Origin of the sequence: Tersicoccus solisilvae, assembly GCF_014643255.1 — a bacterium.
GTDB lineage: Bacteria > Actinomycetota > Actinomycetes > Actinomycetales > Micrococcaceae > Tersicoccus > Tersicoccus solisilvae.
Window position 1 is genome coordinate 462,739 of record NZ_BMJI01000001.1, and the last position, 13,229, is coordinate 475,967.

General features: G+C 72.0%; 12 protein-coding genes. 7 read left to right on the top strand and 5 right to left on the bottom strand.

Annotation, left to right across the window (positions count from 1 at the left end; genetic code table 11):
- Positions 1 to 193: 193 nt before the first annotated feature.
- Both IEX22_RS02245 and IEX22_RS02250 read right to left on the bottom strand, forming a co-directional pair.
- Complete coding sequence (locus IEX22_RS02245) at positions 194 to 1,147, bottom strand: metallophosphoesterase (protein WP_229659698.1); 954 nt, start codon at positions 1,145 to 1,147, stop codon at positions 194 to 196.
- Between the two features lie 66 nt (positions 1,148 to 1,213).
- Positions 1,214 to 3,427: a transglycosylase domain-containing protein gene (locus tag IEX22_RS02250; protein ID WP_188665719.1), complete on the bottom strand. Its 2,214-nt coding sequence runs from the start codon at positions 3,425 to 3,427 to the stop codon at positions 1,214 to 1,216.
- Positions 3,428 to 3,463: 36 nt separating this feature from the next.
- Between IEX22_RS02250 and IEX22_RS02255 the strand changes: the two genes are divergently transcribed.
- The 3 genes from IEX22_RS02255 (at position 3,464) to IEX22_RS02265 (ending at position 5,115) form a co-directional block, all read left to right on the top strand.
- Positions 3,464 to 3,670 carry a DUF4177 domain-containing protein gene (locus IEX22_RS02255; RefSeq protein WP_188665722.1) on the top strand — a complete coding sequence of 69 codons (207 nt, stop codon included), beginning with the start codon at positions 3,464 to 3,466 and terminating at the stop codon, positions 3,668 to 3,670.
- A 61-nt stretch (positions 3,671 to 3,731) separates the two neighbouring features.
- Complete coding sequence (locus IEX22_RS02260; protein ID WP_188665725.1) at positions 3,732 to 4,220, top strand: RidA family protein; 489 nt, start codon at positions 3,732 to 3,734, stop codon at positions 4,218 to 4,220.
- Between the two features lie 4 nt (positions 4,221 to 4,224).
- Positions 4,225 to 5,115 (top strand): NUDIX hydrolase, encoded by an 891-nt coding sequence (locus IEX22_RS02265; protein WP_188665727.1) that lies wholly within the window; start codon positions 4,225 to 4,227, stop codon positions 5,113 to 5,115.
- A gap of 173 nt (positions 5,116 to 5,288) precedes the next feature.
- Here IEX22_RS02265 and IEX22_RS02270 read toward each other — a convergent pair whose 3' ends face one another.
- The gene (locus tag IEX22_RS02270) at positions 5,289 to 5,966 is read right to left on the bottom strand and encodes a Crp/Fnr family transcriptional regulator (protein ID WP_188666104.1); all 678 of its coding nucleotides are present in this window, start codon (positions 5,964 to 5,966) and stop codon (positions 5,289 to 5,291) included.
- A gap of 312 nt (positions 5,967 to 6,278) precedes the next feature.
- Here IEX22_RS02270 and IEX22_RS02275 point away from each other — a divergent pair, with 312 nt between their 5' ends.
- Positions 6,279 to 7,463, top strand: a complete 1,185-nt coding sequence (locus IEX22_RS02275) for a MarP family serine protease (RefSeq protein WP_188665739.1) — start codon at positions 6,279 to 6,281, stop codon at positions 7,461 to 7,463.
- A gap of 9 nt (positions 7,464 to 7,472) precedes the next feature.
- On the opposite strand, the gene aroQ is transcribed toward IEX22_RS02275, so the two are convergent.
- Both aroQ and acs read right to left on the bottom strand, forming a co-directional pair.
- Positions 7,473 to 7,928, bottom strand: coding sequence for a type II 3-dehydroquinate dehydratase (gene aroQ, locus IEX22_RS02280; RefSeq protein WP_188665741.1), 456 nt, complete (start codon positions 7,926 to 7,928; stop codon positions 7,473 to 7,475).
- 42 nt (positions 7,929 to 7,970) lie between these two features.
- Entirely contained in the window at positions 7,971 to 9,932 is a 1,962-nt protein-coding gene (gene acs / locus IEX22_RS02285; RefSeq protein WP_188665743.1) for an acetate--CoA ligase, read from the bottom strand.
- 214 nt (positions 9,933 to 10,146) lie between these two features.
- On the opposite strand from acs, the gene IEX22_RS02290 reads away from it, so the two are divergent.
- The 3 genes from IEX22_RS02290 to IEX22_RS02300 are packed head-to-tail and all read left to right on the top strand — an operon-like array spanning position 10,147 to position 13,203.
- Positions 10,147 to 11,703, top strand: a complete 1,557-nt coding sequence (locus tag IEX22_RS02290; protein ID WP_188665745.1) for a hypothetical protein — start codon at positions 10,147 to 10,149, stop codon at positions 11,701 to 11,703.
- Positions 11,696 to 12,520 carry an endonuclease III gene (gene nth / locus IEX22_RS02295; protein ID WP_188665747.1) on the top strand — a complete coding sequence of 275 codons (825 nt, stop codon included), beginning with the start codon at positions 11,696 to 11,698 and terminating at the stop codon, positions 12,518 to 12,520. The genes IEX22_RS02290 and nth overlap by 8 nt, the downstream gene beginning before the upstream one ends.
- A complete protein-coding gene (locus IEX22_RS02300) occupies positions 12,517 to 13,203 on the top strand; it encodes an NUDIX hydrolase (RefSeq protein ID WP_188665749.1) in 687 nt (228 codons plus the stop codon). The genes nth and IEX22_RS02300 overlap by 4 nt, the downstream gene beginning before the upstream one ends.
- The last annotated feature ends 26 nt before the right edge of the window (positions 13,204 to 13,229 follow it).

The following is a 13,229-nucleotide window of genomic DNA, read 5'->3' on the forward strand; positions in this document are numbered from 1 at the left end:
GCGAATCTGGGGTAAGCACCGATCACGGCCCGGGCGCCGACGGCAGATCCGCCCCACAGCCAGCCAGGGGGAACGGTTGGGTGTGCTGCGGGCGGAGGCCGTCAGGTGGATCAACGCTGATCCGGCTCGAATCTATCCCGATCACGCCGATCACGTCGATGGGCAGAACTACCCATCGACGCGATCGGGACCGTCAACGGCCCGACGGGGTGAGGGTGAGGAGCACGGCCTCGGGCGGGCAGGCGAACCGGACGGGGGCGTAGAAGGACGTCCCGATCCCGGCGGACACCTCCAACCACGACTCCCGGCCCGCGACCCGCCAGCGGTGCACGCCGCGCGCCATCGACGTCGGCAGGTCCGAGTTGGTGACGAGGGCGCCGACGCCGGGCACGCAGACCTGGCCGCCGTGCGTGTGGCCGGCGAGGATCAGTCGCGCGTCGTCACGAGTGAAGGCGTCCAGCACCCGGCGGTACGGGGCGTGGGCGACGCCGATCCGGACATGGGCGGACGCGTCCTGGTTGACGGCGCCGAGCGGGAAACCCGTGTAGCGGTCCCGGCCCAGGTGCGGGTCGTCCACACCGGAGAAGTCGAACCGGGTGCCCTTGATCGCCAGTGACTGATGCCGGTTGGCCAGCGAGATCCACCCCGCGTTGCCGAAGGCCGTGTGCAGGGCACCAGTGGGCAGCGATGTGGGCGGCTTCGGCGGCCGACCGCTCGGTCCGGAGAAGTAGGTGAACGGGTTCTTCAGCACCGGAGCAAAGTAGTCGTTGGACCCGGGCACGAAGACGCCGGGGAAACGCATCACCGGTTCGAGCGCCTCCAGCAGCGGTTCGAGGGCGTCGCGGTGGCCGAGGTTGTCACCGGTGTTCACGACGAGGTCCGGCTCGAGGCGGGCCAACGATCGGAGCCAGGAGGTCTTCAGCTTCTGCCCGGGCACCATGTGGATGTCGGAGAGGTGCAGCACCCGCAGGCTCGGGGCGTCCGGCGGCAGGATGGGCAGGGTGGCCTCCCGCAGCTGGAAACGCTGTCGTTCGACGAACACCCCCCACCCGGCCAGCGCGAGCCCGCCGGCGACGGTGGCACCCGCGGTGAGCGCGGCGCTGGTCAGCAGGGGGGCGGCGTGCGAGCGGGAGCGTGTGCGGGTCATGGCCATCCTGTGGTCGGGAGCGTCGGTAGGTGGGCGCGGAGGGCGACCCGGCGGGCCGCCACCGCGTCAGCCGTTGTCGTCGTCGTTGCGGTTCGAGGTCGAGGAGCCGTTGTCGTCGTCATTGCCGGGGACGGTGGTGCCGCGGACCACGCTCTGCGGCGGATCCGTGAAGTCGCCGGTGTCGTACAGCGGGGCCGCTTCGCGCATGTAGGCCTGCCAAGCGCCGCCCGCCACCGTCGCGCCGTCGACGTACTCCGACGTGGTGCCGTCGCCGTAGAACTGGGCACCCGGGTTGCCGTTGCGGGCGTTGGGCGAGCGGTACCCGTCGGGGAATCCCACCCACGAGGCACTGGCCAGGCCCTTGGTGTAGCCCACCATCCACGTGTACTCGGAATTGTCGGTGGTGCCGGTCTTGGCGGCGGCCGGCACGCCGATGCCGCGCAGGTACCCGGAGCCACGGACCAGCACTTCCTGCAGCACGCTGTTCACGCCCTGCGCCACCTCGGACTTGATCGTCTGCCGGCAGTTGGCCTGCGGGACCTCGTAGTTCTTGTTGTTCCGGTCCGTGACGCTGGTGATGCCCACCGGCGCACAGTACTTGCCGTCCGTCGAGAACGTCGCGAAGGCGCTGGCCATGGTCAACGGCGAAACCCCTTCGGTGCCGCCGATGAAGCTGGCGATCTTCAGCGAGTCGATCGGTGCACCGGTGCTGGCGTTGTGGATGCCGAGGTTCTGCGCGATCTGCCCCATGTTGCACAGGTCGACCTTGGAGGCCATGGCGTAGGTGGCGGTGTTGATCGACTGGTAGATGCCCTCCGCGGCCGTCATCCGCCGGTACCAGCCCTCCTCGGCGTTCTTCAGGTCGTGGGAGTCCTGGAGCGTGTCGTCGTAGGCGCCGACGACCCCGTGGTCGGCGGTCGCGCAAGAGGCCTTCCACGGGAAGTCGGCCGGGTAGCGCCGCTTGGCGGCGTTGACGATGTCCTGGGTGTGGTGGCCCTCGTCCAGCCAGGTGGCCAGCGTGATCGGCTTGTACGTCGACCCCGGCTGCCAGCCGTTGCCGCCGCCGTCCTTCTTGTCGACGTTGAAGTTGATCTCGTTGATCCAGTTGCCCTGGCCGGTCAACCGGGAGTTCTGCGCCATCGCCAGCACCTTGCCCGTGCCCGGCTGCACGGTGACCAGGGACGAGCCGATCTTCGACGGGTTCGCCCGCGGCGGGGCGATCCTGTCCACCTGGGCCTGCGCGGTGTCCTGCAGACGCGGGTCCAGGGTGGTCTTGATGGTCAGCCCGCCGCGCAGCAGCAGCGCCTGCCGGTCCTCCCGGGTCTGCCCGAAGGCCGCGTTGTTGTAGATCTGCTGCTCGACGTACGAGCAGAAATAGGGCGCGCGGCTGGCGGCGGCGCAGCCCTGCTTGGGGGCGTTCAACTTCAGTGCCAGGGGCGCCTTGACCGCGGCGTCGTGCTGCGCCTTCGTGATCTTCTTCTGCGCCAGCATGACGTCCAGCACGAGGTTGCGGCGCTGCAGGGCCTGCTTCGGCTGCGTCACCGGGTTGTACAGGGTGGGCCCGTTGACCAGGCCGGCGAGCATCGCGGACTGCTGCAGGTTCAGATTCTTGGCGGAGACGCCCCAGAAGTACTGGGCGGCGGCCTCGACGCCGTAGGCGTTGGGGTTGTAGAAGACGATGTTGAGGTAGTTCTCGAGGATCTGATCCTTCGTGTACTTCTTCTCCACCGCGATCGCGAGCTTCGCCTCGCGCAGCTTGTCGCCGATGCCCTTCGCCCCGTTCAGGGTGATGGACGCGTCCTGGCCGGCTCGGCTGCGCGCCTCGTTGAGCACGTTGTTCACGTACTGCTGGGTGATGCTGGACGCGCCCTGCGTGCTGCCACCGGCGACGTTGTTCAGCAGGGCACGCACCGTGCCCTGCACGTCGACGCCGCCGTGCTCGTAGAAGCGGCTGTCCTCGATCGCCAGCAGGGACTGTTTGACGTACGGGGACATCTGGTCCAGCTTCACCGGCTGGCGGTTCTCGACGAAGAAGGTGGCCAGCTCCGACCCGTCCGCGGCGAGCACCCGGGAGGGCACGGACAGCGGCCCGACCTCGAGCTCGGTGGGCAGCTCGTCGAAGAAGTCCATCGAGGCGGTGGCGCTCATCGCGGAGACCGCGGCCCCGGGGACGAGGAGCCCGGCGGTCAGGACGCCGCAGAGGGCGCTGACCCCCAGGAAGGTGAGGAACCGGGCCAGAGTGCTGATGGTCCGGGCTCCCGGGGACTTGCCTGCTGCCATGACGGCCAGTGTACAAGGGAGGGTTAGGCTGGCCTCATGACCACCTGGGAGTACGCCACGGTGCCGCTGATGGTGCACGCGACGAAGCAGATCCTCGACAACTGGGGTTCGGACGGCTGGGAACTGGTCGCGGTCCTCCCGGGTGCCCCCACGGGCGCACCCGCCACGACCCCCGAGGGCAACATGGTCCCGCCCCCGCCGGGCAACCCCGTCGCCTACTTCAAGCGTCCCGTCGAGGGCTAGGGTGGGCGCATGGCACGCGGTTCGCGCGTGCGCGCCACGATGCGACGAGCGAGACTGACGGATGACTGATTCCTCCTCCACCCCGAGAACCGGGGCCGCCGAGGCCCGGCTGGCCGAACTCGGCCGTGCCCTGCCGCAGGTCGCCGCGCCCGTGGGCGCCTACGCTCCGGCCGTGATCAGCGGTCGCTACGCCTGGACGTCGGGCCAGTTGCCGTTCGTGGACGGTGCGCTCCCCGCCACCGGCAAGGTCGGGGCCACCGTCGACCCGCAGACCGCGCAGGAGCTCGCGGCCACCAGCGCCCTGAACGCGCTCGCCGCCGTCAAGAGCGTGATCGGCGACCTGGACCGGGTGGTCCGCGTCGTCAAGGTGGTGGGCTTCGTCGCGTCGGATCCCACCTTCACCGGTCAGCCGCAGGTGCTCAACGGTGCCTCCGACCTGATCGGTGCCGTGTTCGCAGACGCGGGCGTGCATGCCCGCTCGGCGGTCGGTGTGGCCGTGCTGCCGATGGATTCCCCGGTCGAGGTGGAGCTGGTTGTCGAGTTCGACTAGTCGGTTGCTTCCGCTGCCCGCCCCGTGGCGGGAGGAGGCGGAGAGCTGGAACGACGACGAGGCCCTGCCGCCGGCCAAGCCACGCTGGGCGGTGTCCGTGATGCTGCTGCGCGACGGACCGGACGGCGTCGAGGTGTTCCTCGAGTACCAGACCTCCCGCTCGGCGCTGGGCACCGTCACGTTCGTCGGCGCCCCGTTGCGCGAGGACGACACGGCCCCGTTGCCGTGGAGCGGACCGGTCGCGGCCCGCTGGAAGCAGCTGCTCGACGTCGAGGACCAGCAGCTGGCGCAGCGCCTCGTCTGTGGGGCGGCCCGCGTCGTGTTCGAACGTGCCGGCGTGCTGCTGGCCAGCAGCGACGGGGACCGGGGGGCCGAGGTGAGCACCGGGCCCGACGGAGACCGCCGCCGGCACGAGGTGCACGACGAGGAGCGCACGCTCGGCGACGTGCTGCGCCGGCGCGCCCTCGATCTGGACACCAGCCTGCTGCGCCCGCTCAGCCGCTGGGTCTCTCCGGCGTTCCTGCACAAGCGGCTGTGCACCCAGTACTTCGCCGTCGTGCTTCCGCTGGGGCAGGAGCCCTCGCCGCTGGACGGGGTCACCGGGTGGGGCCGCTGGTGCTCGCCGACGGAGCTGATGGCGGACCCGGCGTCCACCGCGCTGGGCGACGAGATCGGCGCGCCCGACACCGTGGGCCGGCGGGTGGACGACCTCGTGCTGCCCGCGGTCCTGATCATGCTGCGCAAGCTCGCGAACCTGTCCTGCACCATCTCCTACATCTCGGAGAAGCGCCCGTCCCGCCAGTTCGAGCCGGTGCTCGTCACCGAGGACGGCGAGCCGATGCTGCGGGTCGACGGGCTTCCCGCCCCCGCCCGCCCGGTCGTGCACTCCCTGTAAACAGTCCGCAGCACGACGACGAAGGGCGCCGGAACTCCGGCGCCCTTCGTCGTCGGTCGGCGTGATCCGGTTCGGGCGGAAGGGGGACGTGTCGACCAGAGCGAGCTCTGCGAGCGCCGGGAGATCCAGTCCCCCGTGCCCGGGCCGGGGCGCGCCGGTCTCCCGGCAGTGTGTCAGCGGGAGCGCTGGCGCAGGCGCTGCATGTCCAGGATCACGACGGCGCGGGCCTCGAGCCGCAGCCAGCCGCGCTGGACGAACTCGGCGAGGGCCTTGTTCACCGTCTCCCGGGAGGCGCCCACCAACTGGGCCAGTTCCTCCTGCGTGAGCTCGTGTGCCACCAGGATGCCGTCGGTCGCCGGCCGGCCGAAGCGGTCGGCCAGGTCGAGCAGGGCCTTGGCGACGCGGCCGGGCACGTCCGAGAACACCATGTCCGCCAGCGACTCGTCGGTGCGGCGCAGCCGCTGGGCGAGCGCGCGCAGCAGCTGTGTGGACACCTCGGGCCGCGTCTCGATCGCCTTGCGCAGGTCGTCGTGCTTCAGCGCGACGAGGCGGGTCTCGGACACGGCGGTGGCGGTCGCGTTGCGGGCGGCGGGATCGAACAGGGCCATCTCGCCGAACAGATCACCGGGGCCGAGGATCGCCAGCAGGTTCTCCCGGCCGTCGGCGGCGGTGCGACCGAGTTTGATCTTGCCGGCGAGGATGAAGTACAGCTCATCGCCCTGGTCGCCCTCGCGGAACACCGAGGAGCCGCGGGACAGGTTGACCTCGGTCAGTCCTTCGGTGACCGCCGCGAACACGTCGTCCGCGAGCGGGGCGAACAGCGCCGACCGACGCAGTACCTCCAGGTCCATGGACATCATCGTTCCTCTCCGCCGGGCGCGGCGTGGTTGTCGTCACGCTGCCCGGGTGCGATCCCGGGTGCGACGTCGTTCGCGTTCATTGTGGCATGAGCCACAGCCCGAGGCATGCGCGCCGGGCCAGGGGGCCACCCGAGAACACTACCCACGGACCATGACCGTCCGCTGACAACGACGAACACCGTGACCGGCGGCGGCACCGGCGAGTTGACGGGTCCGGTCCAGTCGGCTGCCAGCGCCGGCCGATACGCTCGGGACCACGGTCCGGCCGGCCCCCCGGCCGTCACCGCGGAAGGAAGAACACCCGTGCCCCCCATCTCCCTGCTCGACCTCCTGTTGGTGCTGATCCTGATCGGTTACCTCGTCCACGGCCTGCGGGTCGGTTTCCTGGTCAGCGTCGGCGGTCTCGCCGGTTTCGCGCTCGGCGCCGTGGCCGCGTTCCTCGCCGTCCCCCTGGTCAGCCAGTGGGTCGCCGACAGCGCGTGGCGCACCCCGGCGGTCATCGCCGTCATCGCGCTGCTGCTGATCGTCGGCAGCGGCCTCGGATCGCGGGTGGGGGCGGCCGTCCGGCGGGCGGTGGGCAGGATCGGTCCCATCCGGACCGTCGACCGCGTGCTCGGCGGCGCCGTCAACGTGATCGTCTGCGCGCTCGTGCTCAGCCTGCTCTCCTTCGCCGTCTCCACGATGGGCGTGCCGATGCTCTCGCGCGCCATCGCCGGATCGACGGTGCTGCAGACGGTCGACCGACTCACCCCGGCCCCGGTGGCCGCCTCCCTGGCCCGGGTGCGGGCAGGCCTGTCCGCGAACGGCGGCATCCCCCGGATCCTGGCCGAGAACCTGCAGAGCACCCCGATGCCCGTGCCCGACGAGTCCACCGACACCCCGGCCCTGCGCGCGGCGGCCGGCTCGGTCGTGCGGATCACCGGCAACGCGTTCCAGTGCGGCCAGAACCAGACCGGCTCCGGGTGGGTGCTGTCCCCGGGCCGGGTGGTGACCAACGCGCACGTCGTGGCCGGCGTCGGCCAGCCCGTCGTCGAGGTGCCGGACCAGAACGCCCTGCCCGCCGACGTCGTCCTGTTCGACCCTGCCCGGGACATCGCGGTGCTGGCGGTCGACGGCCTCGGCACCGCCCCGCTGGAGCCGGGCGGCCAGTTGGCCGGGGGCGACTCCGCGGTCGTGGCCGGATACCCGCTGGGCGGCCCCTACCAGGCGAAGCCGGCCGGGGTGCAGTCCCGCGGCACGGTCCGGGTGCCGGACATCTACGGCACCGGCGCGTCGGCCCGCGAGGTCTACCAGCTCTCCGCCGACGTGCAGCAGGGCAACTCCGGCGGTCCGCTGCTGGACACGCGCGGCCGGGTGGTCGGCATGGTGTTCGCCAGGTCGCGGGAGAACGTGCCGGTGGGATACGCCCTCACGCTCGCGCAGGTCCGGTCCGTCGTCGACGGCGCGGGTGCCGCCGAGGTGTCGACGGGGGCCTGCATCCGCGGCTGAGGGACGGTCTCAGCCCCCGGCGGCCAGCAGGTGGGCCAGGTGGGCGACGGCGAGGGTGTACCCGTGGACGCCGGCGCCCACGATGACGGCGTCCGCCTGCGGGGAGACGTACGAGTGGTGCCGGAACGCTTCCCGCCGGTGCACGTTGCTGATGTGGACCTCGACGACCGGCAGGGGCTGGACCGCCTCCAGCGCGTCGTGCAGGGCGATCGAGGTGTGGCTGTAGGCGCCGGGGTTGATGACGATGCCGGCGTGCACTCCACGGGCGGCGTGGACGGCGTCGATCAGCGCGCCCTCGTGGTTGGACTGGAGGAACGCCACGTCCAGGTCCGCCGCCTCCGCGGCGTCGCGAACCTGCGCCTCGACGTCGGCCAGCGTCGTGTTGCCGTACGTCTCCGGCCTGCGGGTGCCGAGCAGGTTGAGGTTGGGCCCGTTGAGCACGAGCAGGCTGCGGCGATCACTCATGGGACCAGTGTGCCGCAGCCCGCCCGGCTCAGCTGCGGTCGGTCACTTCGCGAAGTCCGCGGCGATCTCGTTCATCACCGAGCCGTCCGCGAGCGTCGTGGCGTCCCCGACCTCGCGGCCCTCGGCGACGTCCTTGAGCAGGCGGCGCATGATCTTCCCCGACCGCGTCTTGGGCAGCTCGGGCACGATCAGCACCTTCCGCGGCTTCGCGATGGCGCCGATGTCCTTGCCGACGTGCTGCCGCAGCGTCTCGCTCATCGTCTCCTTGTCCTCGCCGGCGGCGGACCCCCGCAGGATGACGAAGGCGATCACGGCCTGGCCCGTGGTCTCGTCGGCGGCACCGACGACCGCGGCCTCCGCGACCGCGGGATGGCCGACGAGGGAGGACTCGATCTCGGCGGTCGAGAGCCGGTGCCCGGAGACGTTCATGACGTCGTCGACCCGGCCGAGCAGCCACACGTCGCCGTCGTCGTCCTTCTTGGCGCCGTCGCCGGCGAAGTACATGCCCTCGAACCGGGACCAGTAGGTCTGCACGAACCGGTCCGGGTCGCCCCAGATGTTCCGCAGCATGGACGGCCACGGCTCGCGGATCACCAGGTAGCCGGCCTCGCCGTCGCCCACGGGGGCACCCGTGTCGTCGACGACGTCGGCCGTGATGCCCGGCAGCGGCACCTGCGCGGAGCCCGGCTTGGTCGCGGTCACGCCCGGCAGCGGGGAGATCATGATGGCCCCGGTCTCGGTCTGCCACCAGGTGTCGACGATGGGGCAGCGGTCCCCGCCGATCACCCGGCGGTACCACATCCACGCCTCGGGGTTGATGGGTTCGCCGACCGAGCCGAGCACGCGCAGGGAGGAGAGGTCGAACCCGCCGGGGATGTCCTCGCCCCACTTCATCATGGTGCGGATCGCGGTGGGCGCCGTGTAGAGGATGGTCACCCCGTACTTCTGCACCAGCTCCCACCAGCGGCCCTGGTGCGGGGTGTCCGGGGTGCCCTCGTAGATCAGCTGGGTGGCGCCGTTGACCAGGGGACCGTAGACGACGTAGCTGTGCCCGGTGACCCAGCCGATGTCCGCGGTGCACCAGTAGACGTCGGTCTCGGGGCGCAGGTCGAAGACGTTGCGGTGGGTGAACGCGGCCTGGGTGAGGTACCCGCCCGTGGTGTGCAGGATGCCCTTGGGCTTCCCGGTGGTGCCGGAGGTGTAGAGAATGTAGAGCGGCTGCTCGGCCTCGAACGCCTCGGCGGTGTGGTCGGCCGAGGCCGTCTCGACGGTGTCGGACCACCACGTGTCTCGGCCTTCGGTCCAGTCGACCGGCTCGCCGTTGCGCTTGACGACGACGACGGTCTCGACGGTGGACCTGCCGTCGGCCAGCGCGGCGTCGACGGCGGGCTTGAGCGCGCTGGGCTTGCCGCGTCGCCAGGTGCCGTCCGCCGTGACGACGAGCTTGGCCTCGGCGTCGTCGATGCGGCTGCGCAGGGCGTCGGCGGAGAAGCCGCCGAAGACGACGGAGTGCGCGGCGCCGATCCGGGCGCACGCGAGCATGGTGATGACGGCCTCGGGGATCATCGGCAGGTAGACGGCCACGCGGTCGCCGGCGGCCACGCCCAGGGCGGTGAAGGCGTTGGCGGCCTTCTTCACCTCCTCGGTCAGCTGCGCGTACGTGTAGGTGCGGGTATCGCCGGGCTCGCCCTCGAAGTGGATGGCCACCCGGTCCCCGTTGCCGGCCTCGACGTGCCGGTCCAGCGCGTTGTACGCGGCGTTGAGCTTTCCGTCGCCGAACCAGCGCGCGAAGGGCGGGTTGGACCAGTCCAGGGTCTGCGTGAAGTCGGTGTCCCAGGTCAGCAGCTCGCGGGCCTGCTCGGCCCAGAACGCGAGCCGGTCCGCGTCGGCCTCGGCGTACAGCGTCTTCTGCGCGACGGCGTCGCGGGCGAACGCCGGATCGGGGGTGAAGGAGCGATCCTCGTGGGAGAGGTTGTCCATGGGGGTGGACGCATCCGATGACATGGTGCACCTTTCCGGCCAGACTGTGCTTTCCGGCCAGACTACGGGACGGACGCGGTCGGATGTGCCGTGCGTCACGACTGCGGGGTTGCGGATCCGTTGCACCCGGTGACCCGGGCGTGTGCCCGGCTGGTTCGCCCGTCGGCGCCATGACTAGGCTGGACGCGAATCGATGCCGTGCGCCGGGGCACCCGGCGCTGCACCGCCAGGAGGACCGATGGCTCAGGACCCGCACGAGAGTGGACGCGCCGGCGACGGCCGGCCGCAGCCGACGACGCCGGACGTGGTCGGGACGGGAGGACGGACCACGCTGACCGGACGCGACGCCGACCGGGAGCAGGGCGGCGTCGACGAGCGGCAGCGCGCCGTGGCCGGCCCGTTCACGGTGCGCGACCTGACGGTGCTCGGGTCGATCGTCGTGCTGCTGATCGGCAGCCTCATCCCGCTGATCGTGCTGTCGGACGGTTCGTTCGGCAACATGTGGAACTACGGGCTGGGTCTTCACCACGTCATCTTCGGTCTGCTGCTGCCGCTGGTGGTGGGTGGCCTGTTCGTCGCCCGGCGGCTGAGCGGCAACGACGAGGTGATCCGGATCGGTTCTTTGTCCCTGGACCAGTTCGCCTCGGTGGTGGCCTCGGTGGCCGCCGTGTTCAGCTTCCTCAGCGTCGTCAGCTTCTTCCAGGCGGGGCCGATCATCGCCCTGATCGGCGCGCTCGGGATGCTCGTCGCCACCGTCGGCGGACCCCACATCCCGGTGTTCGCCGGCGACTTCGCGGTGCGCCCGTCGGTCGAGGCGCGGCTCGTCGCCCGACCGGCGGTCCCGGCCGTCCGCGTCCCGAAGGCGCCGAAGCCGGCGACGACGGCCGCCGGTTCGTCCCATGCCGGTGCGCCGGCCGTTCCGGCCGCAGCGAACCCGGGCACGGCCGGCACCGTGATCGGTGCGGGCACGACGACGGGATCCGCCACGCCGACCCCGGCCGCGGCTTCGGGCACGCCCGCCACCGCCGCCGCCGCCCCGGTCACCGGTGCTCCCGGCGTGGGCGGCCGAGCCGCCTCGGGCACCGATCCCCGCCCCGGCCCGGACGCCGAGGGCGCCGAGCGCGTGTCCGGTGAGACCGGGGCGCCCGGTGAGACCGGCGCGCTTGGTGAGACCGACGCGGCGGCCGCCGACGTCCTCGAGCCGGCCACCACGGGGGCCGCCCGCACGGATCTCGACGACGACACGGTCGCCCGGCCGGTTCCCGGCACCGACACCGGCAGCGGGCCCGGCATCGACGTCGACGACGCGGACACCGCGATCCGCCCGCGGGCCGGGCACCCCGAAGAGGCCGTCATGGTGGACGACGCGGACACCGTCGTGCGGCCGTCCGGCCGGGACGCCGACGCGAATCCGGACGATCAGAGCGGCGCCACCGCCGTCGCCGCCCCGATCGGCGCCGTCGTCGACCCGTACCAGGACGACGAGCAGGACCGGGATCAGGACCTGCACGAGCACCGTATCGACGCGGCGGGCGATCGATTCGCCGCCGGTGCCGGCGAGGGAGACCGCGAGCGCGGCCGCACGGAGCGGCGGCCGGACGAGTACGAGGCGTTCTGGTTCGCCGTCGCCTACCCCCGGCCGGCCTTCGACGAGCGCACCGGCGCCCAGCAGTTCCTGCTCGAGCCGGGCGCCTGGATCCTCGCCCTCCAGGACCGTGGAACCTCGTTCGTCGTCCAGCACACGGACGGGCGGGTCGGCGTCCTCCACGACCTGAACAGCATCGAGCGTGCCTGAGCCGCGACCGGGGCGCCGGACGGGCAGCCACGCCGCGAGCCCCGAATCGCCGCTGGCGCGCAAGCGGCGAGCCCGCCGGATCAACCGGACGCTGGCCGACGCGTACCCGTACGCGGTCGCGGAGCTGGACTTCCGCAACCCGTTCGAGCTGCTCGTCGCCACCGTGCTCTCGGCGCAGACCACCGACATCCGGGTCAACGCCGTCACCCCCGCGCTGTTGGCCGCGTACCCCGACGCGCATGCCCTCGCGGGGGCGGACGAGGTGCGGCTGCAGGAGCTGATCCAGCCGACGGGGTTCTTCCGGGCGAAGTCGCGCAGCCTGCTCGCCCTGGCCGCGAAGCTGGTCGACGAGTTCGACGGCGAGGTCCCGGCGGACCTGGACGCGCTCGTCACCCTGCCCGGTGTCGGCCGCAAGACCGCGAACGTGGTGCTCGGCAACGCGTTCGACATCCCCGGACTGACCGTCGACACGCACTTCGGGCGGCTGTCCCGGCGGCTGGAGCTGACGACGTCGGAGGACCCCGTGCAGGTGGAGCAGGACGTCGCCGAGCTGATCGAACGGCCCGAGTGGACGATGTTCTCCCACCGGCTGATCTTCCACGGCCGCCGCGTGTGCCACGCCCGCAAGCCCGCGTGCGGTGCCTGTGTCATCGCCGGTCTGTGCCCGTCCGCCGGGATCGGCGAGACCGACCCGACCGCTGCCCGCAAGCTGCTCAAGTACGAACTCGCGCCCGGCCGGGAGGACCTGCTCGCGCGGGTGCGCGCCGGCGCCACCCGGCAGCAGCTGCGTGCCGAGGGCTTCACGCTGGGCACATGAGCGCGTACACGGATCTCTCCGCGCTCGGCGCCGCCGGGGAAGCCCTGATCTCCGGCCGGTCCGCCGACCCGCAGCTCGGGCTGGATCCGGCGACCGCCCGCGCCGCCGCCGTGCTCATCCTGTTCGGGGTGCTCGACGGCCGCCCGGCCGACGCCGGTCATGCGTACGCGCCCGCCGACCTGGACGTCCTGCTGGTCGAGCGTTCGCGCCGGCTCGGGCACCACCCCGGCCAGATCGCCTTCCCCGGCGGCGGCGTGGACGCCACGGACGCGTCGGTCGAGGCGGCCGCCCTCCGGGAAGCCCGCGAGGAGACCGGGCTCGACCCGAACGGCGTCGAAGTGCTCGGCACCATGCCCGAGGTTGGCGTGCCGGTCTCGGGCTACCGGGTCACCCCCGTGCTGGCCTGGTGGGCGACCACCACCCCGGTCGCCGTCGTCGACCGCGGCGAGTCCGAGCGCGTGTTCCGGGCGCCGGTCTCCGACCTGCTGGACCCGGCCCGTCGAGTCACCGCCGTCGTCGAGCGCGGCACCCACCGGCACCTGTCACCGGCCTTCCTGCTCGGTGACGAGGAGGACGCCGGCGTCGTCTGGGGTTTCACCGGGATGCTGCTCAGCGGGGCGTTCGACCGGCTCGGCTGGACGGTGCCGTGGGACAGGACGCGCCGCATCCCCGCGCCGCTCTGAGGCCGTCCGACCGTCTCGTCACGCGC

Coding starts and splice junctions, on each gene's coding strand:
- IEX22_RS02245 (WP_229659698.1), bottom strand. CDS start 1,147: ATGACCCGCACACGCTCCCGCTCGCACGCCGCCCCCCTGCTGACCAGC.
- IEX22_RS02250 (WP_188665719.1), bottom strand. CDS start 3,427: ATGGCAGCAGGCAAGTCCCCGGGAGCCCGGACCATCAGCACTCTGGCC.
- IEX22_RS02255 (WP_188665722.1), top strand. CDS start 3,464: ATGACCACCTGGGAGTACGCCACGGTGCCGCTGATGGTGCACGCGACG.
- IEX22_RS02260 (WP_188665725.1), top strand. CDS start 3,732: ATGACTGATTCCTCCTCCACCCCGAGAACCGGGGCCGCCGAGGCCCGG.
- IEX22_RS02270 (WP_188666104.1), bottom strand. CDS start 5,966: ATGGACCTGGAGGTACTGCGTCGGTCGGCGCTGTTCGCCCCGCTCGCG.
- aroQ (WP_188665741.1), bottom strand. CDS start 7,928: ATGAGTGATCGCCGCAGCCTGCTCGTGCTCAACGGGCCCAACCTCAAC.
- acs (WP_188665743.1), bottom strand. CDS start 9,932: ATGTCATCGGATGCGTCCACCCCCATGGACAACCTCTCCCACGAGGAT.
- IEX22_RS02290 (WP_188665745.1), top strand. CDS start 10,147: ATGGCTCAGGACCCGCACGAGAGTGGACGCGCCGGCGACGGCCGGCCG.
- IEX22_RS02300 (WP_188665749.1), top strand. CDS start 12,517: ATGAGCGCGTACACGGATCTCTCCGCGCTCGGCGCCGCCGGGGAAGCC.